The 22410-nt window shown below is 66.7% G+C and carries 23 protein-coding genes; 12 read left to right on the plus strand and 11 right to left on the minus strand.

The annotated features are described in order from the left end of the window. Window position 1: 1 nt before the first annotated feature. The 8 genes from ygiD to AC1DFC_RS15645 all read right to left on the minus strand — a co-directional run bounded on the left by ygiD (window position 2) and on the right by AC1DFC_RS15645 (window position 9409). On the minus strand, window positions 2-922 hold the full coding sequence (gene ygiD / locus AC1DFC_RS15610) for a 4,5-DOPA-extradiol-dioxygenase (RefSeq protein WP_478179537.1): 921 nt from the start codon (window positions 920-922) through the stop codon (window positions 2-4). A 77-nt stretch (window positions 923-999) separates the two neighbouring features. Next, window positions 1000-2007, minus strand: coding sequence for an ABC transporter ATP-binding protein (locus tag AC1DFC_RS15615; protein WP_007833990.1), 1008 nt, complete (start codon window positions 2005-2007; stop codon window positions 1000-1002). Further along, entirely contained in the window at window positions 2004-3074 is a 1071-nt protein-coding gene (locus AC1DFC_RS15620; RefSeq protein ID WP_413315192.1) for an ABC transporter ATP-binding protein, read from the minus strand. The genes AC1DFC_RS15615 and AC1DFC_RS15620 overlap by 4 nt, the downstream gene beginning before the upstream one ends. A gap of 19 nt (window positions 3075-3093) precedes the next feature. Beyond that, the gene (locus AC1DFC_RS15625; RefSeq protein WP_007833986.1) at window positions 3094-4005 is read right to left on the minus strand and encodes an ABC transporter permease; all 912 of its coding nucleotides are present in this window, start codon (window positions 4003-4005) and stop codon (window positions 3094-3096) included. Window positions 4006-4077: 72 nt separating this feature from the next. After that, the gene (locus tag AC1DFC_RS15630) at window positions 4078-5664 is read right to left on the minus strand and encodes an ABC transporter substrate-binding protein (RefSeq protein WP_007833984.1); all 1587 of its coding nucleotides are present in this window, start codon (window positions 5662-5664) and stop codon (window positions 4078-4080) included. A 31-nt stretch (window positions 5665-5695) separates the two neighbouring features. Beyond that, entirely contained in the window at window positions 5696-6967 is a 1272-nt protein-coding gene (locus tag AC1DFC_RS15635; protein ID WP_478179538.1) for a M20 aminoacylase family protein, read from the minus strand. 4 nt (window positions 6968-6971) lie between these two features. After that, window positions 6972-7952, minus strand: coding sequence for an ABC transporter permease (locus AC1DFC_RS15640; protein WP_007833981.1), 981 nt, complete (start codon window positions 7950-7952; stop codon window positions 6972-6974). 194 nt (window positions 7953-8146) lie between these two features. Then, window positions 8147-9409, minus strand: coding sequence for a porin (locus AC1DFC_RS15645; protein WP_413335583.1), 1263 nt, complete (start codon window positions 9407-9409; stop codon window positions 8147-8149). Window positions 9410-9691: 282 nt separating this feature from the next. Here AC1DFC_RS15645 and coq7 point away from each other — a divergent pair, with 282 nt between their 5' ends. Continuing rightward, on the plus strand, window positions 9692-10321 hold the full coding sequence (gene coq7 / locus AC1DFC_RS15650; RefSeq protein WP_478179539.1) for a 2-polyprenyl-3-methyl-6-methoxy-1,4-benzoquinone monooxygenase: 630 nt from the start codon (window positions 9692-9694) through the stop codon (window positions 10319-10321). Window positions 10322-10330: 9 nt separating this feature from the next. Here coq7 and AC1DFC_RS15655 read toward each other — a convergent pair whose 3' ends face one another. Continuing rightward, window positions 10331-10780: an OsmC family protein gene (locus tag AC1DFC_RS15655; protein ID WP_007834112.1), complete on the minus strand. Its 450-nt coding sequence runs from the start codon at window positions 10778-10780 to the stop codon at window positions 10331-10333. 269 nt (window positions 10781-11049) lie between these two features. On the opposite strand from AC1DFC_RS15655, the gene AC1DFC_RS15660 reads away from it, so the two are divergent. After that, on the plus strand, window positions 11050-12252 hold the full coding sequence (locus tag AC1DFC_RS15660; RefSeq protein WP_042673499.1) for a porin: 1203 nt from the start codon (window positions 11050-11052) through the stop codon (window positions 12250-12252). A 93-nt stretch (window positions 12253-12345) separates the two neighbouring features. Here AC1DFC_RS15660 and AC1DFC_RS15665 read toward each other — a convergent pair whose 3' ends face one another. Further along, the gene (locus AC1DFC_RS15665) at window positions 12346-13476 is read right to left on the minus strand and encodes a hypothetical protein (protein WP_042673494.1); all 1131 of its coding nucleotides are present in this window, start codon (window positions 13474-13476) and stop codon (window positions 12346-12348) included. Between the two features lie 49 nt (window positions 13477-13525). Here AC1DFC_RS15665 and ilvA point away from each other — a divergent pair, with 49 nt between their 5' ends. Beyond that, on the plus strand, window positions 13526-15142 hold the full coding sequence (gene ilvA / locus AC1DFC_RS15670) for a threonine ammonia-lyase, biosynthetic (RefSeq protein ID WP_478179540.1): 1617 nt from the start codon (window positions 13526-13528) through the stop codon (window positions 15140-15142). Between the two features lie 5 nt (window positions 15143-15147). Here the strand turns inward: ilvA and AC1DFC_RS15675 are convergent, their stop codons facing one another. Further along, the gene (locus AC1DFC_RS15675; protein ID WP_007834127.1) at window positions 15148-15777 is read right to left on the minus strand and encodes a type II secretion system protein N; all 630 of its coding nucleotides are present in this window, start codon (window positions 15775-15777) and stop codon (window positions 15148-15150) included. Window positions 15778-15827: 50 nt separating this feature from the next. Between AC1DFC_RS15675 and gspG the strand changes: the two genes are divergently transcribed. The 9 genes from gspG to AC1DFC_RS15720 all read left to right on the plus strand — a co-directional run. After that, a complete protein-coding gene (gene gspG, locus AC1DFC_RS15680; protein ID WP_042673496.1) occupies window positions 15828-16268 on the plus strand; it encodes a type II secretion system major pseudopilin GspG in 441 nt (146 codons plus the stop codon). Then, on the plus strand, window positions 16243-16755 hold the full coding sequence (locus AC1DFC_RS15685; RefSeq protein WP_478179541.1) for a prepilin-type N-terminal cleavage/methylation domain-containing protein: 513 nt from the start codon (window positions 16243-16245) through the stop codon (window positions 16753-16755). The genes gspG and AC1DFC_RS15685 overlap by 26 nt, the downstream gene beginning before the upstream one ends. Further along, complete coding sequence (gene gspI / locus AC1DFC_RS15690) at window positions 16752-17135, plus strand: type II secretion system minor pseudopilin GspI (protein ID WP_413315184.1); 384 nt, start codon at window positions 16752-16754, stop codon at window positions 17133-17135. Before AC1DFC_RS15685 ends, gspI begins: the two co-directional genes overlap by 4 nt. Beyond that, the gene (locus tag AC1DFC_RS15695) at window positions 17135-17824 is read left to right on the plus strand and encodes a PulJ/GspJ family protein (RefSeq protein ID WP_413335578.1); all 690 of its coding nucleotides are present in this window, start codon (window positions 17135-17137) and stop codon (window positions 17822-17824) included. Before gspI ends, AC1DFC_RS15695 begins: the two co-directional genes overlap by 1 nt. Continuing rightward, window positions 17821-18810 (plus strand): type II secretion system minor pseudopilin GspK, encoded by a 990-nt coding sequence (gene gspK / locus AC1DFC_RS15700; protein WP_007834142.1) that lies wholly within the window; start codon window positions 17821-17823, stop codon window positions 18808-18810. The genes AC1DFC_RS15695 and gspK overlap by 4 nt, the downstream gene beginning before the upstream one ends. Window positions 18811-18935: 125 nt before the next feature. After that, window positions 18936-20153, plus strand: a complete 1218-nt coding sequence (gene gspL / locus AC1DFC_RS15705; protein ID WP_478179542.1) for a type II secretion system protein GspL — start codon at window positions 18936-18938, stop codon at window positions 20151-20153. Continuing rightward, window positions 20150-20695: a type II secretion system protein GspM gene (gene gspM, locus AC1DFC_RS15710; RefSeq protein WP_007834147.1), complete on the plus strand. Its 546-nt coding sequence runs from the start codon at window positions 20150-20152 to the stop codon at window positions 20693-20695. Before gspL ends, gspM begins: the two co-directional genes overlap by 4 nt. A gap of 19 nt (window positions 20696-20714) precedes the next feature. Further along, a complete protein-coding gene (gene gspN / locus AC1DFC_RS15715; protein ID WP_413335575.1) occupies window positions 20715-21515 on the plus strand; it encodes a type II secretion system protein N in 801 nt (266 codons plus the stop codon). A gap of 5 nt (window positions 21516-21520) precedes the next feature. Next, on the plus strand, window positions 21521-22410 hold an 890-nt coding region (locus AC1DFC_RS15720), incomplete at its 3' end, for a secretin N-terminal domain-containing protein (protein WP_478179543.1).

The following is a 22410-nucleotide window of genomic DNA, read 5'->3' on the forward strand; positions in this document are numbered from 1 at the left end:
CTCAGCCGAACTGCAGGCAACGCATGCTGAGCGTGCCCGACTGGAATCCCTCGTAGACCGTCTTCGCGCGTTCGCTGGTTCCTGCGGCACCGAGGGCGTAGAGGAAGGGGTAGTAGTGGTCCGGCGTCGCCACGGCGGTGGAGGCTCCTTCGAGCTTTGCGTAGTCGACCAGCGCACGGTCGTCCCGGCCTGCCAGCGCCGACTTCACCGCATCGTCGAACGATTGCGCCCATGGCCGGCTGGCGCTCGGCCCATCGGGCGTGCCGCGATCGGTGGCGCGCAGGTTGTGCACCACGTTGCCACTGCCCATCACCAGCACGCCCTTGTCACGCAAGACTGCGAGATCGCGCCCCACCGCATAGTGAAAGGCGGCCGGCTTGTCGTAGTCGATGCTGAGCTGGAACACCGGGATGTCGGCTTTCGGATAGAGATGCTTCAGCACCGACCACGTGCCGTGGTCGAGGCCCCATTGCTCGGTGGCGATCACCGGTGTCTGCCTCACCGCGCCGACGGTCTCGCTGGCGAGTGAAGGATGGCCGGGCGCGGGGTATTCAACGTCGAACAGCGCCTGCGGGAAGCCGCCGAAATCGTGGATCGTCTTCGGCCGCACCTGCATGCCGACGCCGGTGGCGCCACGGCTCAGCCAGTGCGCCGACACGCTGAGGATGGCCGTCGGCCGTGGCAGCTCCCGACCCCAGGCCGCCAGCCGGCGCGTGAACGCGTTGTCGCTGATGGCGTTCATGGGCGTGCCGTGGCCGATGAAGACGACCGGCATGCGCCGCTGCGGAGCCGCATGGGCGCGCGACGCCAGGGATGCCAGCACGGCGGTCGCGCCGAGCGCGGCACCCATGACGAAACCTCGGCGGCCCAGTTCGGTTGCGCCTTGCCGTTCGATGTCCGAGAAATTTGCCTTGCCTGCCATGGTTCCCTCCGGGTCAGCCGCCCACTGTGCGGCAGCGCCCGATGCGGTGCAGTGCCTTAACGCACACTTTTCAGCGGCTAGATGCGGCCCTCTTCCACCGCGTGGCAGGCCACCTGGACACCCGCGATGCTCAGCAGCTTCGGCCGCTCCGAGGAACAACGCGCATTGGCATGCGGGCAGCGCGGATGAAAGGCGCAGCCCGTCGGCGGGTTCAGCGGGTTCGGCACCTCGCCCTGCACCGGCGTGCGCGAACGTCCCGTGTGCTTCATCTGCGGAATGGCATCGAGCAGCATGCGCGTGTACGGATGCCGCGGCTCGGCAAAGAGCTTCTGCTTGTCGGCCACCTCGACCAGCCGGCCGAGGTACATCACGCCGACCTGGTCGGCCACGTGGCGCACCACGGCAAGGTTGTGCGAGATGAACAGGTAAGTCAGGCCCTGCTCGCGCTGCAGGTCCTTCATGATGTTGAGCACCTGCGCCTGCACGCTCACGTCGAGCGCCGAGGTGGGCTCATCGCACACCAGGAACTCGGGCTGCGTGGCGAGCGCGCGTGCGATCGAGATGCGCTGGCGCTGGCCGCCCGAGAACTGGTGCGGGTACTTGCTCATGTCCAGCGGCGAGAGGCCGACCGACTTGAGCAGTTCGCCCACGCGCTCGCGCAGCGCGACCTTTTCGCTCAGGATGCCGTGCTCGCGCAGCGGCTCGCCGATGATGTCCTCGACGATCCAGCGCGGGTTGAGGCTCGCGTAGGGATCCTGGAAGATCATCTGGATGCGGCGGCGCAGCTTGCGGCCCTCGGGCGTCTTGAACGCGGCATGCGCGTCCTGCCCGTCGAACTGCAGGCCACCGCGCGTGGGCGCGTACAAGCCCACCAGCAAGCGCGCCACGGTGCTCTTGCCGCAGCCCGATTCGCCCACCAGCGCGAGCGTCTTGCCGCGCTCGATGGAAAAGCTCACGCCGTCGACCGCATGCAGCAGCACGCGCGGCTTGCGTTCGAGCACGCGGTTGAGCCAGGGTGGAGAGACGTCGAAGGTGCGCGCGAGGTCGTGCGCGACCACGAGCGGTTCGTTCGCGGCGGCGCTCATCGCGTCACCTCCGCGATGGGCTCGGCCGCTTCAGGCGCGGCGCGTTCGCCGGCCGACAGCGCATCGTGGTGCTTCGCCGCGATCTCGGCCTGGCCGGCGTGCGGGTCGGTCGCGTCGTGCAGCCAGCAGGCCGCGCGCGTGGCGCCGGCATGCATGAGTTCGGGCCGCTCGACGAGGCAGCGCGCAAAGGTGCGCGGGCAGCGCGGGTTGTAGGCGCAGCCGGCGGGAATGGCATTGAGCCGCGGCATCGCGCCGTCGATCTGGTTGAGCCGCTCGCGGTCGCTCGCCATGTCGGGAATCGATGCCATCAGGCCCGATGTGTAGGGATGCGCGGGCTGGTGGATCACCTCGTGCACCGGGCCGATCTCGGCGATGCGGCCCGCGTACATCACGGCCACGCGATCGCAGGTTTCGGCGATCACGCCCATGTCGTGCGTGATCAGCATCACCGCCGCGCCGCGGTCCTTGCACACCTGCTTGAGCAACTGGATGATCTGCGCCTGGATCGACACATCGAGCGCGGTGGTCGGCTCGTCGGCCACGATGAGCTTGGGCTCGGCCGCGAGTGCCAGCGCAATCACCACGCGCTGCCGCATGCCGCCCGAGAACTGGTGCGGGAAGTGGTCGATGCGCTGCTCGGCGGCGGGGATGCCTGTGTCCTGCAGCAGGCCGATGGCCCGCTTGCGCGCTTCGGATTCCGACACGGGCAGGTGCGCGCGAATGGTCTCGACCAGCTGCCGGCCCACGGTGTAGAGCGGGTTCAGCGAGGTCAGCGGATCCTGGAAGATCGCGCCGATCTTGCGGCCGCGAATCGGCCGCATCGCATCGAAGCCGAGGTTGTCGATGCGCTGGCCGTCCAGCACGATCTCGCCGCCGGCCACGCGGCCCGGCGGTTCGAGCAGGCCGATGATGGCCGCGCCCGTGAGCGACTTGCCGGCGCCCGATTCGCCCACCACGCCGAGGATTTCGCCAGGCGCGATGTCGAAGGAAATGCGGTCGAGCGCGCGCAGCGTGCCGCGGCGGCCCGGAAATTCGACGACGAGGTCTTTGACCTGGAGCAGCGTCATGGTGGCGTTCTCCTTGTGTTCAGCGCAGTCGCGGATTCAACGCGTCGCGCAGCCAGTCGCCGAGCAGGTTCACGCTGAGTGCGATCAGCACCAGCATCAGGCCCGGAAACACCGTGATCCACCATTCGCCCGAGAACAGGTACTGGTTGCCGATGCTGATGAGCGTGCCCAGCGAAGGCGAGGTCGGCGGCACGCCGACGCCGAGGAACGAGAGCGTGGCCTCGGTGATGATCGCCGTCGCGACCTGGATCGTGGCCAGCACCATCACCGGCCCCATCACGTTGGGCAGCACGTGGCGCAGCATGATGCGCAGCGGCGCCACGCCGGTGACGCGCGCGGCCTGCACGTACTCCTTGTTGCGCTCCACCAGCGTGGAGCCGCGCACCGTGCGCGCGTACTGCACCCAGCCGGTCAGCGAGATGGAGATGATCAGCACGCCGAAGGCCAGCGACTCGTGCGCGCCGGGAAAGAGCGCGCGGCCGACGCCGGCGATGAGCAGTGCCACCAGGATGGGCGGGAACGACAGCATCACGTCGCATATGCGCATCAGAAAGGAGTCGAGCCAGCCGCCGAAGAAGCCGGCCAGCAGGCCCAGCACCACGCCGACGGCGAGCGACAACGCCACCGACACGAGGCCGACGATCAGCGAGATGCGCGCGCCGTAGATCACTGCCGAGAGAATGTCGCGGCCCTGGTCGTCGGTGCCGAGCAGGTATTTGGAAGAGCCTTCGGCGCTCCATGCGGGCGGCAGGCGCGCATCGCCGAGTTCGAGCGTGGCGAGGTCGAAGGGGTTGTGCGGCGACACCCAGCCGGCGAACACCGCGCAGATGACGCAGGCCAGCGCGATCAGCGCCGCGACGATGGCCACGGGCGAGGTACGGAAGCTGTAGCCGACATCGCTGTCGAGCCAGCGGGCTAGTGTTTTTTTCATCGTGAGGCAAAAGGAATGGGCCCGCAAGAAGGCGGGCCCATGGTCAGGCCACCGCGCGAGCGGCCCTCAGTCTTATGGCTTGATGCTCATCCACTTGAAGGGCATGTAGTTGTCGGCCATTTGCGTGAGCGACACCTTCTTGCTGACACCCCAGGCCAGCGTCTGCTGGTGCAGCGGCAGGTGGCCGATGTCGGCGGTGTGGATGTCGAAGGCTTCCTTGATCATCGCGTCGCGCTTGGGTTTGTCAGTTTCCGACTGGATCTTCTTCGTCAACTCGTCGAGCTTCGGATTGCAGTACGCGCCCAGGTTGAACTGGCCGGCGCCGGTCTTGTCGTCCGGGCAGGCCATCAGCGCGGTCAGCGCGTTGTGCGAGTCGTAGGTGGTCGGGGTCCAGCCCAGCATGTAGAAGCTGGTGTCGCGGCGCAGCACCTTGGGGAAGTAAGTGCCCTTGGTCTCCGCCGCGAGGTTGATCTTGACGCCGATCTTCGCCAGGTTCGCCGCCACGCTCTGGCAGATCTGGCCGTCGTTCACGTAGCGGTCGTTCGGGCAGTTCATGGTCACTTCGAAGCCGCTCGGATAGCCAGCGTCGGCCAGCAGCTTCTTGGCGCCTTCGACATCGAGCGGCAGGCGTTTGTCCTGGGCTTCGGTCCAGCCGTTGATGCCGGGGCCGACCATCAGCCCGGTCGGGCGCGAAGCGCCGCGCATCACGGTGCGCTGGATGCCGACGATGTCGATGGCCTGGTAGAAGGCCTGGCGCACGCGCTTGTCCTTGAACGGGTTCTTGCCCTTCACGTTCGAGTAGAGCAGTTCGTCACGCTTCTGGTCCATGCCCAGGAAGATCGTGCGCAGCTCGGGGCCGGCGATGACGCGCGCCGTCGGGCTGGCGTTGACGCGCGCGATGTCCTGCACCGGCACGGGTTCCATCACGTCGACTTCGCCCGAGATCAGCGCGGCGACGCGGGTGGCCGGATTGGCGATCGGCGTGAAGATGATCTCTTGCGCGTTGCCTTCGATCTTGCCCCAGTAGGTCGGATTGCGCGTGAAGACCGTGCGCACGTTCGGCTGGCGCTCGCGCACGCGGTACGGGCCGGTGCCGTTGGCCTTGAAGGAGGCTGTGTTCTCGATGCCCTTGCGGCGGTCCACTGGCGTGACGGCCTTGTTTTCCTCGCACCATTTCTTGCTCATGATCATGAGCTGCGTGATCACGTCGGGGAGGATCGGGAACGGACCCTTGGTCTCGATCTCGATGGTGTGCGAGTCGACCTTGCGCACTTCCTTGATGTCGGTGGTGTTGGACTTCATGTCCGAGCCGTCGCCCGATGCGCGCGCGAAGCTGAAGAGAACGTCGTCGGCGGTGAACGGCGTGCCGTCGTGGAACTGCACGTTCTTGCGCAATTCGAAGCGCCACACGGTAGGCGAGGTTTGCTTCCAGCTCGTGGCAAGCAGCGGCGCGACGCTCAGATCCTTGTTGCGCCCGACCAGCGTTTCATACACGTTGGCGGTGGTGCTCAGCTGCAGCGATTCGTTGAGCGAGTGCGGGTCGAGCGACAGCGCGTCACCCTGGTTTGCAACACGGATGGTCTGCGCGCCGGCGACCATGCTGACGGCGCCCAGCGCACACAGAACGGCGGCCGCGGCCACATTTTTCTTGAAACTCATGGGAACACTCCTCGGGTTGGAATCAAACACATCACGTCGCCGCGGTGGCGGCGGCTTTCTCTGGCCGCGCACCGCGGGTAGCGGAAAGCGGCATGCCCTGCTCGATCAGGCCCGCATGCAATGCGGCACCGAGCGGCAGGATCTCGTCGTTGAAGTCGTAGCGGCTGTTGTGCAGGAAGGCGCCTTCGCGCACGTCCTGCCCGATGCGCAGGTAGGCGCCCGCTTTTTTCTGCAGCATGAAGGAGAAGTCTTCGGCGCCCATGCTGGGCTCCATGCTGCGCTCGACGTTCTTTGCGCCGACCAGCGACTCGGCCACGTCGGCCGCAAACATGGCCTCGGGCGCGGTATTGATGGTGGCCGGGTAGACGCGCTCGTACTTGATCGTGGCGGTTGCACCGAAGCCGCCGGCGATGGCCGTGCACAGTTCGGTCAGGCGCTGCTCGACCTGCGCCTGCACGCGTGCGCTGAAGGTGCGCACCGTGCCGACCAGCGCGGCCTCGCCGGGCACAACGCTCATCGCGCCGAGGTCACCGGCCTGCATCGCGCAAATGCTGACGACGGCCGCATCGATCGGGCGCACGTTGCGCGAAACGATGGTCTGGGCCGCGGTGATGATGTGCGCCGCGACGATCACGGGGTCGATGGTCTGGTAGGCATGCGCCCCGTGGCCGCCCTTGCCCTTGATCTCGATGGTCACGCGATCGGCCGCGGCCATCATCGCGCCGCGGTTGATGCCCACGGTGCCGGCCGGCATGGCGGGCCAGTTGTGCATCGCGTAGACGGCATTGACGGGGAAGCGGTCGAACAGGCCGTCCTCGATCATCACGCGTGCACCGGCGAAGCCTTCTTCGCCCGGCTGAAAAATGAGCACGGCGGTGCCGTCGAAATCGCGCGTCTCGGCCAGGTAGCGCGCGGCACCGACCAGCATGGCGGTGTGGCCGTCGTGGCCGCAGCCGTGCATCAGGCCGTCGCTGGCGGAGCGCCAGCCGAAGTCGTTGTCCTCGCGCATCGGCAGCGCGTCCATGTCGGCACGCAGGCCGATCATGCGGCCGCTGGCGGTCGAACGGCCGCGGATGACGCCGACCACCCCCGTCTTGCCGATGCCTTCGTGAATCTCGTCGACGCCGCAGGCGCGCAAGGCCTCGCGCACGCGGCCGGATGTGTAGACCTCTTCGAAGCCGAGTTCGGGGTGTGCGTGCAGGTCGCGGCGAAAGGCGGTGATCTCGGGGTAGAAGTTCGCGATGTGCGCGAACGCGCGTCCGGAAGCCTTGAGGCGGGGGGCCGTGGATGTGGTTGCCGTCATGATGTCAATGACCTCCCGCCTTGCCCACGCGCAGCCGCGGATCGACCACGAAATACAGCAGGTCGACCACGAGGTTGATCACCACGAAGATCAAGGCAATGAGACACAGGTAGGCCGCCATCACCGGGATGTCGGCGAAGGTCACGGCCTGGATGAACAGCAGGCCCATGCCGGGCCACTGGAACACCGACTCGGTGATGATGGCAAAGGCAATCAGGCCGCCGAGCTGCAGGCCGGTGATGGTCATCACCGGCACCAGCGTGTTCTTGAGCGCATGGCCGAAGTGGATGGCGCGATTCGACAGGCCTCGTGCGCGCGCGAACTTGATGTARTCGGTGCGCAGCACCTCAAGCATCTCGGCGCGCACCAGCCGCATGATCAGCGTGAGCTGGAAGATCGCCAGCGTCACCGCCGGCAGCACGATGTGGTGCCAGCCGTCGGCGCTGAAGAGGCCGCTGGTCCACCAGCCGAACTTCACGGTCTCGCCGCGGCCGAAGCTCGGGAACCAGCCCAGCGTGACCGCGAAGACGAGGATCAGCAGGATGCCGATCAGGAAGGTCGGCAGCGAAACGCCGAGCAGCGACACGGTCATGAATACCTGGCTCATGAAGGTGCCGCGGCGCAGCGCGGTGTACACGCCCATCGGAATGCCGATGAACAGTGCCAGCACCGCCGCCACGAGTGCCAGTTCGAGCGTGGCGGGAAAGCGTTCGCCAATCAACCGCGATACCTTCGCGCCCTGGCGCAGGCTCAGGCCGAACTCGCCTTGTGCAGCATTGACAAGAAAGTGCCAGAACTGCACGAAGAAGGGTTGGTCGAGCCCCAATGCGGAGCGCAGCTCGCGGATCTGTTCGGGCTTGGCGTCCTGCCCCAGCAGGAACACGACTGGGTCGCCAACATATTGAAAGAGGAGGAAGGCGATGAAGGCGACCGCGATCATCACGATCACGGCCTGGATCAAACGGCGCAATACAAAAGCGATCATTCAGCAAACAAAGTGAACGGGCATGCTAGCAGTGCAAGGTGCGTGCCCGCACGGTGATTCCCCGGGGGTGCACGCAGATGGTGCTCTTTGCCAACATGATTCGCGATGATCGAGCCCGAACGAAAAAAGCCACTCGACTTACGTCGAGTGGCTTTTGAGCTTTTGATTCGAAGCTGGCTTACGCCAGCGTCAAATTAGAAAGCGTGACGGATACCGAAGTCGTAGCCGGTGGAGCTCTTCGGGGTGAAGACGCCAGCTGCGTTGTTGTAGAAGGCCGGGCCGCCAACCGTGTAGCCAGCGCCGTTCTTGTTGCTGACACGAGCGATCGTAGCGTACAGAGCCGTGCGCTTCGACAGGTTGTGCACGTAGCCCAGAGCGATCTTGTTGGCCTTGGGATCAGGCGTATTCAGAGCGAACGGGTTGTTCGGCAGGTTCTGGTCCAGCTTGACGTGCGACCACGAAGCGCGGATCAGGCCAGCGCCGACCGGCACGGTCACGCCGAGCAGGTAGCCGGTCAGATCGATGTCGGGACGGCCGCCAGCCAGCGGGGTCACTTCGTAGTCGATCTTGTTCTTGGCCTTCGACACTTCACCGAACAGCTTCACGGGACCGAAGTCATACGAAGCGCCCAGGTTCAGGGTGTTGACCTTGGTGGTCGTGCCGACGTAGTAGTCGTCGCCAACGGTGCTGCTGCCATAAGCCAGCGCAACGTCCAGAGGACCGTTTGCGTAGCCGAAGCGGCCACCGATGTAACGGCCTTGGCGCTGGCTGTTGAGCACGTTAGGCGTGAAGATGCCCGAGTCGTACTTGGTCTTCTCTGCCAGGGCGTATTGCACTTGGCCGTAGAAACCACCCAGGTTCGGCGGCAGGAAGTAGCCGATCGAGTTGCTGGCGCGAACGTAGTTGCTGCTGCCCACGTTGGTGAACGCGCCGGTCGAAGCTGCGGGCGTACCGAAGCCACCGAAGGCGGTGTTGGCCGTCGAAACCAGGTTGGTGCCAACGCCGTTGGTGCCGAACGGATCGAACACGGTGTCGTTCCAGAACGTCGGGGTGTAGTCACGACCCAGGCGGACTTCACCGAAACCACCCGACAGGCTCACGGTCGAACGACGAGCGAACGTCGCGATACCTTGCTGGCCGTCGTCATTGGAGATCGGAGCTTCGAGCCAGAAGCTGGCTGCCAGGCCACCGCCCAGGTCTTCCGTGCCACGGAAGCCGATGCGGCTCGAGTTGTAACCCGAGTTAGCCAGTTCGCGACGGCTGGTCTTGACCGAACCTTGGTTCAGGTAGACGGGGATACCGAAAGCGTTGGGGAACACGGTCGCGCGGTTGTCGCGGGCGGTGTTCGAGTAGCCGCTGATCGACGCGTCGACCACACCAAACAGCGTGACGGACGACTGAGCCGAGGCAACACCGGCAACAGCCAGGGCAGCCAGAGCAACTAGAGATTTTTTCATTGCAAGTTTCTCCAAGGTTAAACATAGGGCTCCGGTGCGAAGGGCTCACCGTGACTGGCACTTTTGTGCTCCCACCGGACCCCGGGCCAACCTCCTTTTGGGAAGTTGATGCTATTGCACCAGAGCCGATGCGGCAGGGCAAAACAATTCGCCCGAAATCTTGGATGGCCCGCGCGTTTCGTTGCACGCCTGCAACAAAGGACTTAGGCCTTGGCACGCACCACCATGTGAAATGTGACAAGGCTTCCGCATGGCATTTCGCATGTGCGTTCAAATAGGCGCATGACACTCATGACCGACTCCGTCCTGGCCGCGGCAGACGCGGCGTTGCGCACCCTTTTCGCGCGCCCCCATGCCACGCGGGCGACGCCCGCCCCCTCATTGGCGCCCAGCGAACTGAGTGAAGCGGAACGCCGGGAGGCCGGCGCGCTGATGCGGGTGAACCACGTCGGCGAAGTCTGTGCACAGGCGCTTTACACGGCCCAGGCGGCCGTGGCGCGCGACCCTGCGCTGCGCGCCCATTTCATCGAGGCGGCGCACGAGGAGACCGATCATCTGGCCTGGACCCGACAGCGTCTGGACGAACTGGGCGCACGCCCGTCGCTCCTGAACCCTCTCTGGTATGCGGGCGCCTTCGGCTTCGGCTTGGTTGCGGGCCGCCTCGGGGACTCGCTGAGCCTGGGGTTCGTTGCGGAAACCGAGCGTCAGGTAGAGGCCCACCTGGAAAGCCACCTTGGCCGCCTCCCGCCCGCAGACAGCGCCTCCAAGGCAGTGGTCGAGCAGATGAAGCTCGACGAAGCCCGCCACGCGTCACAGGCTGTCGACGCCGGCGCAGCGGAACTCCCCGCGCCAGCCAAGGCCCTGATGCGTGTGGCTTCCCGCGTGATGACCACGGTAGCGCACCGCATCTAGGCCATTCGCTCAAGTTTCGATCAGATCGAAACTGGTAGTGATCTCGGCAGTCTTCGCCAGCATGATGCTGGCAGAGCAGTAGGTTTCGTGGCTCAGTGCAATTGCGCGTTCCACGGCGGAGGCCGGAATTCCCTTGCCCGCCACAGTGAAGTGCATATGGATCTTCGTAAAGACCTTGGGATCCTTTTCCGCGCGCTCGCTGGTGAGCTTGACGCTGCAGCGCTCGACGCGATGGCGTCCGCGCTTCAGTATCAGCACGACGTCGTAGGCGGTGCATCCGCCGGTGCCGGCAAGAACGGTCTCCATCGGCCGCGCGGCGAGGTTCTGCCCGCCGTTCTCGGGTTTCGCGGCATCGGGGGCGCCGTCCATCATCAGGACGTGGCCGCTGCCTGTCTCGGCAACGAAGCCCATGGCCGATCGCGTGCCTGCGTCGCCGGTCCAACTCACTGTGCATTCCATGGTTTTCGGGGTTCCAAGTCTGAGATGCCGGGCAAAAATACACGCCGGCCTCCCTTTGTGTGTGGGAAAAGCATCACTCGCTTGTTGCAACGCAACAAACAATAGATATACTTTATTTCATTGCGCACTTGGTTGTGCGCACCCAGTTGTCTCCTCCACCCTTCCAATTGGTGGATTTAGCCCCGAGCTGCAAAGCTCGGGGCTTTTTTCTTTTCAGCCCCTGGCCGGCTCGGCGCCACTCTAGTTTTCGCGCCGAAAGGGTAGTTGCTCTGGCTGCCCTGGCTGTTGCCGGTGTTGCCTCGGCCCAATCGTCCGTCACGCTGTTTGGTGTGGTCGACGCGTCGATCAGCGGCTACTCGAACAGCTCACGCGACCTGAACAACGGCGTGACGTACAACGCCCTCGGCTTCCCAGTCGCTTACAACCCGTTCTACCTGAACCAGGGCAGCGTCAGGGTCAGCCGCCGCGAACTGGCCAACTCGGCCTACAACTCCAGCAAACTGGGCTTCCGTGGCACGGAAGACCTCGGCGGCGGCCTGGCGGCCAGCTTCTGGCTCGAAGCTCCGATCAAGAACGACGACGGCTCGGAAGGTGTTGCAACCTTCTCTCGCCGTTCGACCGTGAGCCTGTCGGGCGGTTTCGGTGAAGTCCGCCTCGGCCGCGACTACACCCCGACGTTCTGGAACAACAGCGTGTTCGACCCGTTCGGCGCCAGCGGCGTCGGCACCAACCTGATCCAAACGGCCACCGGCGCTTTTGGCAACCCGACCCGCACCGGCAATTCCATCGGCTACTTCCTGCCGTCGAACCTGGGTGGTTTCTATGGCCAATTGCAGTACGCCTTCCATGAGAAGGACAAGTACAGCCCTGGCTTGGCTACGCCTCATGCGGCTAACAATTCGCGCACCGGTCGCTATGTCGGTGGACGTTTCGGCTACGCCAACGGCCCCCTGGACGTTGCAGCCGCCTACGGCAGCAGCACCGTGGGCGACGACTACTACGCCGGCACGACCACCAAGGTCAACACCTTCAACCTCGGCGCTTCGTATGACTTCGGCCCCGTGAAGCTCTTCGGCGAACTGTCTCGAGCCAAGCGGAAGACCGACATCGACGGCGACTTCTTCGTCCGGCCGGCTGCGATGGCATCGGACAAGCTCAACGGCTGGCTGGTGGGTGTGACGGCCCCCGTGGGTGCCGGCCTGATCCGTGCATCGTATTCGGCCGTGAAGTACAAGACGGACGATAACAATCCGTACTTCGACACACCGGACAAGAAGGCCAACAAGCTGGCACTCGGCTACGTGCACAACCTGTCGAAGCGCACGGCCCTGTACGCAACGATCGCTCGTGTCAGCAACAAGAACGGTGCTGGCTACACGGTTGGCGGCCCGGTCTTCTACAACAACGCAGCCAACGTCTTCACCCCGAAGACCTCGACCGGCTACGACTTCGGCATTCGCCACGCCTTTTGACAGAGTCTGATCCCGATGCTGGCAGCAGCCAGTTCGAGTCAATTCAGTGTCAAGCCGCCCAGCTCATGCCGGGCGGTTTTTTTGCTTTTCTTCTCAACTCGCGCGGCCGCGTCTGCTTTGCAGCAGCCCCACATTCATTTCTCCGCTCAGAACCGAAGCGTAGAAACGTTCGACCATGTTGACGCTCGTTCGCGCATTGCGTGCCAAGGTCAGCATGTCGATTCCCTGGCCGTACAACAGCCGCAGCGTGATGGCGGTATGGCGCAGGCAGTAGAGCGTCCTCGACTGACCCAGCGGTCCTTTTTCAAGGCCGCTCTCCTCGAGCACCCAATGGAAAAGAAAGTTGAGCACGGCCAGCGCGTGCTCGCGGTTCTTCAACTGCGGCAGAAAGAGATAGTCGTCCGCCGCGCCGAAGCCATGTTCGCGGCGATGAGCGAGCAAGCATTCGTAGACCCGCACCGCCGGCCGCAGGCTCACGATCGGCTGGCTGTGCCGCTTGGTCTCCGGCAGGTTCATGCGCAAATAGACGTGCTTGCTCCGAACGATCTCGATGTGCTTGTGCTTCATGAGCTTGATGTCGCTCGGACGCACGAAGGTATTCACCATCCAGCGGATCAGCCAGGGCAGCTCGTCGGGCATGGCGAGCAGTTCGCGCGCAATCCAGAAGCGTTCGCCCGCCGCAAGCTGGTCGAGCACCGGATGCGCGTGCCCGCGCAGGCTGCGCGCGGTCCTGGTGATCGCCCGGTACTCCGCAACGCTGAAGCTGCCGCGCGGCTGGCTGCGCACCTTGACCTTCGGAAATGCGGGCACATCGCGAAGCACGCCGATGTGCACGCCATGCATCACCACCTTGCGCAACAGCACGAGGTACTGCGCAATCGTCGTGCTGCTGAAGCCCCGTTCTCCGAGGCGATCGATCAAGCGTTGTGCGTCGGACGTTGCAAACGACTGCGCCGGCACATCACCCAGCAGCGGAACGATGTGCGCACGCAATCTGTTGCCCATCACCTGCCACGTGGGGCGGCCGATTTCGTTTCGCCGAACCCGCGCAGCCTCGGCCTGCATCAACCCTTTCGAAAGATCACTGACAGAAATTGATAACAGATTTTTTTCAATTGTGAACTGATTGGCGGCCGCCGGGGCCGGTGGACAGGTGCGTCCAAAAAAACCTGAATCATTTGCGGCTGGAGCGTTGCTGAAGAGGTTTATGACATTTGTGTCCATGTCATGCCCGCATGCAATCCCGATGCCTCTTATCATCGACAGTTAGCAAATGAAAACTCCCTTGGAAAAAACCGTGCGCAATGCACCTGTTAATCCGGCGCTGACGCCCGCCGACTATCTCAGAAAAATTCTCAACGCCCGGGTCTACGACGTTGCCGTCGAATCCGCACTTGAGAAAGCGCGCGCGCTCAGCGAACGGCTGGGCAACACCGTGCTGCTCAAGCGCGAAGACCAGCAGCCGGTCTTCAGCTTCAAGCTGCGCGGCGCCTATAACAAGATGGCGCACCTGAGTGCTGCGCAATTGGCGAGCGGCGTTATTTGCGCATCGGCCGGCAATCACGCGCAGGGCGTTGCATTGGGTGCACGCAAGCTCGGCACGCGCGCGGTGATCGTGATGCCGGTGACCACGCCCAAATTGAAGATCGATGCGGTGCGCGGCTTCGGCGGCGAAATCGTGCTGCACGGCGACAGCTATTCGGATGCCTATCTGCACGCGCTCGAATTGCAGGCACAGCAAAACCTGACCTTCGTTCATCCCTTCGATGACCCCGACGTCATTGCCGGCCAGGGCACCATCGCAATGGAAATCCTGCGACAGCACCAGGGCCCGCTCGATGCCGTGTTCGTCGCGATCGGCGGAGGCGGCCTGATCTCCGGCGTGGCCAACTACATCAAGGCCGTGCGTCCCGAGATCAAGGTGATCGGCGTGCAGATGAACGACTCCGACGCGATGATGCAATCGGTCGCCGCGCACCAGCGCGTGAACCTGCCCGACGTCGGCCTGTTCTCGGACGGCACGGCCGTCAAGCTGGTCGGCGAGGAAACCTTCCGCATCGCCAGCGAACTGGTCGATGAATACATCGCGGTCGACACCGATGCCGTGTGCGCCGCCATCAAGGACGTCTTCGTGGACACGCGCAGCATCGTCGAACCGGCGGGTGCATTGGCGGTCGCGGCCATCAAAGAGTACGTTGCGCAGCACGGCCGCCACGGCGAGACCTACGCGGCCATCCTGTGCGGCGCCAACATGAACTTCGACCGGCTGCGTTTCGTCGCGGAGCGCGCCGAGGTCGGCGAAGAACGCGAGGCGCTGTTCGCCGTCACCATTCCCGAGGAGCGCGGCAGCTTCCGCCGCTTCTGCGAACTGGTCGGCGAGATGCCCGCGAGCGATGCCGAAGCTGCGTTGGGCGGCGCTGGCGCACCGCGCAACGTGACCGAGTTCAACTACCGCATCAGCGACGCGGCCAAGGCGCACGTGTTCGTCGGCCTCACGACCTCGGCGCGCGGAGAGTCGGCCGTCATCGCGCGGACCTTCAACGAGCACGGCTTCGACGCGCTCGACCTCACGCACGACGAGCTCGCGAAGGAACATCTACGGCACCTCGTGGGCGGACGCACCGGCCTTGCGCACGACGAGCGCCTGCTGCGCTTCGTGTTTCCCGAGCGTCCCGGTGCGCTGCTCAAGTTCCTGAGCCTGATGCGGCCGAACTGGAACATCAGCCTGTTCCACTACCGCAACCAGGGCGCCGACTACGGCCGCATCCTCGTGGGCCTGCAGGTGCCGTCCGGCGAAGCCGCCGAGTTCGACGCCTTCCTCGAAACGCTAGGCTATCCCTACGTCGAGGAAACGGCCAACCCCGCTTACCGCCTGTTCCTGCAGGCCTGAAAAAGCTACTGCGCGGGCGCCTGCTGCGGCGGCGCCATCGCTGCAGGCTGCTGCAGCGGGCCAACCGGCTGCTGTGGCTGCTGCTGCAATTGCGGTGGGGCCACCACGGCCGGCATCGTCGCGGGCAGAGGCCCGGCCGGCAGAGCCATCGGCACCGCCGGCAACCCCGGGCTGGAAACGCTGATCGGCGCACGCACCGGCAGTTGCAGCGTGAATGCCGCCGGCCCGTCGGCCCGTGCGCCGATGGTCGCCGAGCGCAGGCCCACCGACTGCAGCACATAGTTGTCGCCGACCGCCGAGCCGACACGGAACGGCCGCGGCGGCTTGCCGTCGATGGAGATCAGCGCGGCGCCCTGCTGCGAAGGGTCTGCCACCACGCCCGACAGGGCGAAACGGCTGGCCGCCTCGGGCGCCACCGCTGCCGTACGGGACGCGGGCAGCACGCCCAGCAGCCGTGCCACCGAATCCGAATCGGCCGCCACCGAAGGCCGCGGCATCGTCGCCGCCGCTGCCACGGCCTGCGCCGGCGAAGCCAGGCGCAGCGCCCAGAACACGGCAGCGCCGGCCGCCAACGCCCAAAGCCCGGTCGTAGCAAGTGGGGCATGCCAGCGGGCGGCGGAGTAAGGACTTGTCATGGGCGCGGATTATCATGCAGCGCGCCTTCCGAATCATGTCCGCCCAACCTATGAACAAACTCCTTCGAGCCGCCACCCGCACCGCCCAACGCGGCTTCACGCTGATCGAATTGATGGTGGTGCTGGTCATCATCGGCGTGCTGGCGGCGCTGATCGTGCCGAACGTGATCGAGCGCGCCGACGACGCGCGCGTGACGGCCGCCCGGACCGACATCAACAACCTGATGCAGGCGCTCAAGCTCTACCGCCTGGACAACCAGCGCTACCCCACCGCCGAGCAGGGACTGCAGGCGCTGCTCACGCGTCCGACCACGGGCCCCGCTGCCCCCAACTGGAAGCCTTACGTGGAGAAGCTGCCCAACGACCCCTGGGGCCATCCGTACCAGTACATGAACCCGGGCATCAAGGGCGAGATCGACGTGCTCTCTTTCGGCGCCGACGGCCAGAGCGGCGGCGAGGGCAAGAATGCCGACATCGGCAGCTGGCAATAGCGGCACTGGCGCGCCGCGCCGCAACCGGTTCCCACGCCGCCACACCCGCCCGGCCTGCGGCTTCACGCTGCTGGAGCTGATCGTGGTGATCGCCATCATCGCGATGGCCACTGCCGCCGTGAGCTTCGCGATTCGCGACACCAGCGCCGCCAAGCTCGACCGCGAGGCCGACCGGCTCGCCGCCCTGCTCGAATCGGCCCGTGCCCAATCGCGCGCCAGCGGCATCGTGGTGAGGTGGCGGCCAGTCGAAGGCAGCTTCGTGTTCGACGGCCTTCCGCCGGGTGCGCTGCCCAGCGGATGGGCCGCCGAGGGCATCACCGCACAGGCCGAGCTTTCCAACGGCACGCCGGTTCCGGCGCTGCAACTCGGGCCCGATCCGATCATTGCGGCGCAGCAGGTCATGCTCCATTCCGCCGGACCGCCCGCACGCGCGCTGCGCATCGCGACCGACGGGGTTCGCCCCTTCACCGTCTCGGCGGTGCAATGAGCTCGCGGCACCCTGCTTCGTCCCCGCGCGCAGGCGGCTTCACGCTGATCGAAGTGCTGATCGCGCTCGGCATCGTCGCGCTGGCACTGGCCGCGGGTTCGCAGGCCACCATGTCGCTCACGCGCAATGCGCAGCGCCAGTCCAACCTCGTGCTGGCCGACCTGTGCGCCGAGAACGAACTCGCCAAGGCTCGCCTCTCGCGGCAGATGCCGGCGATCGGCGACTCCGGGTCGATCTGCCTGCAGGCCGGCGTCACGTTCAACGTGACGACCTCGACCGTCGCCACGCTGAACCCGAATTTCCGCCGTGTCGACGTGCAGGTGCGCGACGAAGCCGACGCGCCGATCCTGCGCATCTCCACCGTGGTGGGCCGCTACTGATGCAACGCGCCAAAGCCACCGCACCGCGCGGCTTCACGCTGATCGAGCTGCTCGTTGCCATCGCCGTGATGGCGCTGCTCTCGCTCGTGAGCTGGCGCGGGCTCGACAGCATGTCGCGCGCCACCCTGCAGAACCAGCAGCGCGCCGACGCCGTCCTCACGCTGCAGGCCACGCTCGCGCAGTGGGGCGCCGACCTCGATGCCGTGACCCCGCTCGCGCAGACCCGTCCGATCGACTGGGACGGCCGCGCGCTGCGGCTCACGCGCCGCGGCAGCGACGATGCGGCGCCATCGGTGCAGGTGGTGGCCTGGACGCTGAAGTCCGGCCCCGACGGCGTGCGCTGGCGGCGCTGGCAGTCGCAGCCCTTCACCACGCGCGGCGATTGGCAGCAGGCCTGGAACCTCGCGGCCGCCTGGGCGCAGGACGGCGGCTCGGGTTCGGGCGGCTACAACGACGTGCCGCTGGTGCCGGCCAGCAGCTGGCAGCTCTACTACTTCCGCGACAACGTCTGGGCGCCTGCCGGCCAGTTGCCCACCGCCGCGCCCAACCCCAGCAACCCCGCGGGCCCCGTCGTCGCCATGCCGGACGGTGTGCGCCTCGTCATCACGCTGCCGCCCGGCGACGGCCTCGCGGGCACGCTCACGCGCGACTGGGTCAGGCCGACCGTGGGAGCGCCGAAATCGTCATGACGGCAGCGAACAAGAAAAAGCACCAGGCCGGCGCCGCCCTGCTCGCCGCGATGCTGACCGTGATGCTGGTGGCCACCTTCGCCGCCGCGGCACTGTGGCAGCAATGGCGCTCTGCCGAAGTCGAAGGCGCCGAGCGCGCACGCGTGCAGGCCGCCTGGGTGCTGGTCGGCGCGCTCGACTGGTCGCGCCTGATCCTCGGCGAAGACGGCCGCACCGGCGGCCCCGACCACCTGGCGGAGCCCTGGGCCGTACCGCTCGAGGAAGCACGGCTCACGAGCTTCCTGTCCGCCGACAAGAACGTGTCGAGCGACAGCCTCGAAGGGTTGCCCGACGCCTTTCTCTCGGGCCGCATCGTCGACGCGCAGTCCAAGCTCAACGTGCTCTCGCTGGTCGACAACGGCAAGCCGGTGCCCGCGAGCGTTGCCACCTTCACCCGGTTGTTCAACCTGCTGGGCCTGCCGGCGTCGGAGTTGAGCCAGATGACCACAGGCCTCGCGGCGGCCCTTGCCATGGGCACCGCGACCGACGGCAGCAGCGGCGATTCCGGCGCCGCGCCGCTGATGCCGCAACAGGTCTCGCAACTGGTGTGGGTCGGCCTGTCGTCCTCGACCGCCGCCGCGCTCGAACCGTACGTGACGATCCTGCCGGTGAAGACCACGCTCAACCTCAACACCGCGAGCGCCGAGGCCATCAGCGCCAGCATGGAGTCGCTCAACATCGCCAGCGCGCGCCAGCTGGTGGAGCGCCGCGCGCGCGCCTTCTTCAAGGACATCGCCGCCGCCAACGCCGCGCTGCCCAGCGGCAGCGCGCCCTTCAACGCGGCGCAGCACGGCGTGGGCACGCAGTATTTCGAGGTCTACGGCAAGCTGCGGCTCGACCGCACCTACGTCGAGGAGCGCTCGCTTCTACAGCGCAGCGGTGTCACGGTGACGACGATCTGGCGCACCCGCGGCGCCGGCGCAACGAACACCCCGGTCAAACCCTGATTTCAATGCACTACTTGTAGACAAAAAGCCTTCCGACACGCGTCACACCTGCGCGACACGCTATCGAAACAAGAGCACCAACCTGTCGGCCCCCACCTACAATCACCGGCTTTTCCAAGACCCACATGACCCCCCTGCTGCTCATTGCCTCCCTCCCTCCGGCCGATGCCGCGGGCGAGTACGACTGGGCCCAGGCAGGCGACGACGGCATTGCGTTGCGCAGCCAGGGCCGCGCGTTGCTGGCCCTGCTGCCCTCGGGCGCGGAGGTCATGCTCGGCATTCCTTCCGCCGCGCTCTCGTGGCACCGCGTCACGCTGCCCAAGGGCAGCATGGGCAGCGCATCGAAGCTGCGCGCGGTGCTCGACGGCCTGCTCGAAGAACACCTGCTCGACGAACCCGAGGTCCTGCACTTCGCGCTCGAACCCGACGCCAAGGCCGGCGCGCCCGTGTGGGTTGCGGCCTGCAACCGCATCTGGCTGCGCAGCGTCGTGCAAGGGCTCGAAGCAGCCGGCCGGCGCGTGGTGCGCATCGTTCCCGAATTCGCGCCGCAGCCGGTCGACGGCCCGCCGCTGCTGCTGGTCACGGGCGAGCCCGAGGCGCCGCAGCTCACGGTGTGCGATGCCGACGGCGTGGTCTCGCTGCCGCTGGCCGGCGCGGGGCTGGCGCTGTCTGGCGGCCTGCCGCTGGACACCGCCGTCATCACCACCGAGCCCGCCGTGGCCGAAGCAGCCGAGCAGTTGCTCGAACGCCGCGTGCCCATCGTTCAATCGCCACAGCGCTGGCTGCAGGCCGCGCGCACGCCCTGGGAGCTCGCACAGTTCGACCTCGCCGCGACCGGCCGCGCGCGCGCCGGCAAGAAATTCGCGTCGGTCCTGCAAACACTGCGCTATGCGCCCGAGTGGCGCGCCGCGCGCTGGGGCGTTGTCGTGTTGCTGCTCACCCAATTGATCGGCCTCAACGCCTGGGCCTGGAAGGAGCGCAATGCGCTCGAATCGAAACGCCAGGCCGCCAAGACCATGCTGACCCAGACCTTCCCCTCGGTGAAGATCGTGGTCGACGCGCCGCTTCAGATGCAGCGCGAAGTCGCCGCGCTGCAGCAGGCCGTGGGCGACGTGGCGGGCAGCGACTTCGAACCCATGGTCGGCGCGCTCGCCGCCGCCCTCCCGCCCGGCAAGGTGCCGAGCGCCGTCGACTTCAGCGCCGGCCAATTGCGCCTGCGCGGCCTCGGGCTGCAGCCCTCGGAGGTGTCGCAGATCACCCATGCCATGGCGCCGCGCGGCTACAACGTGCGCACCGAAGGCGACCTGCTGCTCGTGCAGGCACAGGCCGAGGCCGCCCGATGAATTTCAGCGAACAGCTCAAGGCCCGCTGGGCCACCCTCGAAGCGCGCGAGCGCCGCATGGTCGCCGCCGCCGCCGCGCTCGTGGCGCTGGCATTGCTGTGGTGGATCGTGCTCGCGCCCGCGCTGCGCACACTGGCCGCGGCACCGGCCGAACACGCGCAGCTCGACGCGCAGCTGCAGCAGATGGCCACCCTGCAGGACCGCGCGAAGGCGCTGCAGTCGCAGCCGCGCCTGAACCGCGATGACGCGCTGCGCGCGCTCGAGGCCTCGGTGCGCGACAGCCTCGGCGCCGGCAACGCGCAGCTCATGACGGCCGGCGGCGACGGCGCCGCCACCGTCTCGCTGCGCGCGGCGCCCGCGGCCAGCGTCGCCCAATGGCTCGGCCAGGCCCGCGGCAACGCGCATGCAGTGCCGCGCGAAGTCCACCTGACGCGCGCCCCCGCCGCCGCGCCACCGCCGCCATCCGGTGGCAAGGATGCGCCGACGACGCCGCAGGTCCGCTGGGACGGCACCATCGTCATGGCGCTGCCCGCGGCACGATGAGCAGCAACAGCAAGCCCGCATGCTGACCCGCCCCCCGATCTCCGAACCCAGGCCGCGCCGCGGCTGGCGCTGGGCCCTGCTCGGCCTCGCGATGGGCGCGCTGCTGGCGGTGGCGCTGTTCGCGCCGGCGCGCTGGCTGTCGGCGGCATTGTCGAACTGGAGCCATGGCCGCCTCGTGCTGGCCAACCCGCGCGGCACCGTCTGGAACGGCACGGCCGCGGTGGTGCTCGCCAGCGGCGCCGGCGGCACCCAGGCGGTGTCGCTGCCCGGGCTGCTGCACTGGCGCATGCGCCCGGGCTGGAGCGGCATTTCCGCCAGCCTCGACCTGCCCTGCTGCGCCGAGCAGCCGCTCGAACTCAAGGCCAGCCCGCGCGCCGGGGGCATGCAGCTGGCATGGCAGGACAGCCGCTCGCGCTGGCCCGCCACCCTGCTCACCGGCCTGGGTGCGCCCTGGAACACGCTCAAGCTCGAAGGTGCGCTCGATCTCTCCACCAAGGCCTTCTCGATGCAGTGGGACGGGCCGGCGCTGCGCATCGCCGGGCAGGCCACGCTCGACGCGACCGACGTCTCCTCCAGCCTGTCGACCCTGCGGCCGATGGGCAGCTACCGGCTCACGCTCGAAGGCGGCTCCCGTCCCACGCTGCTGCTGAGCACGCGCGAGGGCAGCCTCGAACTGAACGGCAGCGGCAGCTGGAGCGGCACGTCCTTCCGCTTCAACGGCGAAGCCAGTGCCGCACCCGGCCGCGAAGACGCGCTTTCCAATTTGTTGAACATCATCGGACGGCGCGTCAACGCACGTTCGATCATCACCCTGGGTTGACCCTCATGATGAAGCCACTGTTTTCGACCGGCACCGTCGCACTCGCCGTGCGCGTGCTGATCGCCGCCACGTTCCTGCAAGGCGCGCCCGCCGCGTTCGCGCAGACCGGCGACGCGCCGCGCCGCGGCGAGCCGATCACGCTGAACTTCGCCAATGCCGACATCGAGGCCGTGGCCCGCACCATGGCGGTGGTCACGGGCCGCGACGTGGTGGTCGACCCGCGCGTCAAGGGCACGATGAACCTGGTCACCGACCGCGCGATCCAGCCGGCCGCCGCCTTCAACCAGTTCGCCTCGGCACTGCGCCTGCAGGGCTTCGCGGTGGTCGAGGCCGACGGCCTCTACAAGGTGGTGCCCGAGGCCGACGCCAAGCTGCAGAGCAGCACCGTCAACACCTCCATCAGCGCCACCGCGTCGAGCGGCAGCAACCAGATCGTCACGCAGATCTTCCGCCTCAACTACGAGTCGCCGAACAACCTGCTGCCGGTGCTGCGCCCGCTGATTCCGCCGAACAACACCATCAACGTGAACCCGGGCAACAACTCGCTCGTGATCACCGACTACGCCGACAACATGCGCCGGCTGGCGCGCATCATCGCCTCGCTCGACGTGCCGAACGCGTCCGACATCGAAGTCATCCAGCTCAAGCACTCGGTCGCCACCGACATGGTGCCGCTGGTGCAGCGCCTGGTCGACGGCGGCAGTGCCGCCGCCCCGGGCGGCGCAGCACCCGGGGCGACGGATGCCTCGTTCCGCACCACGCTGCTGGCCGATCCGCGCAGCAACTCATTGATCCTGCGCGCGGCCAATCCGGCGCGCGTGGCGCTGGTGCGCACGCTGGTCGACAAGCTCGACCGCGCGCCCAGCGAAAGCAGCAACGGCGCGGCCGGCAACAT

It is taken from the genome of Variovorax sp. 10L421, from assembly GCF_056395365.1.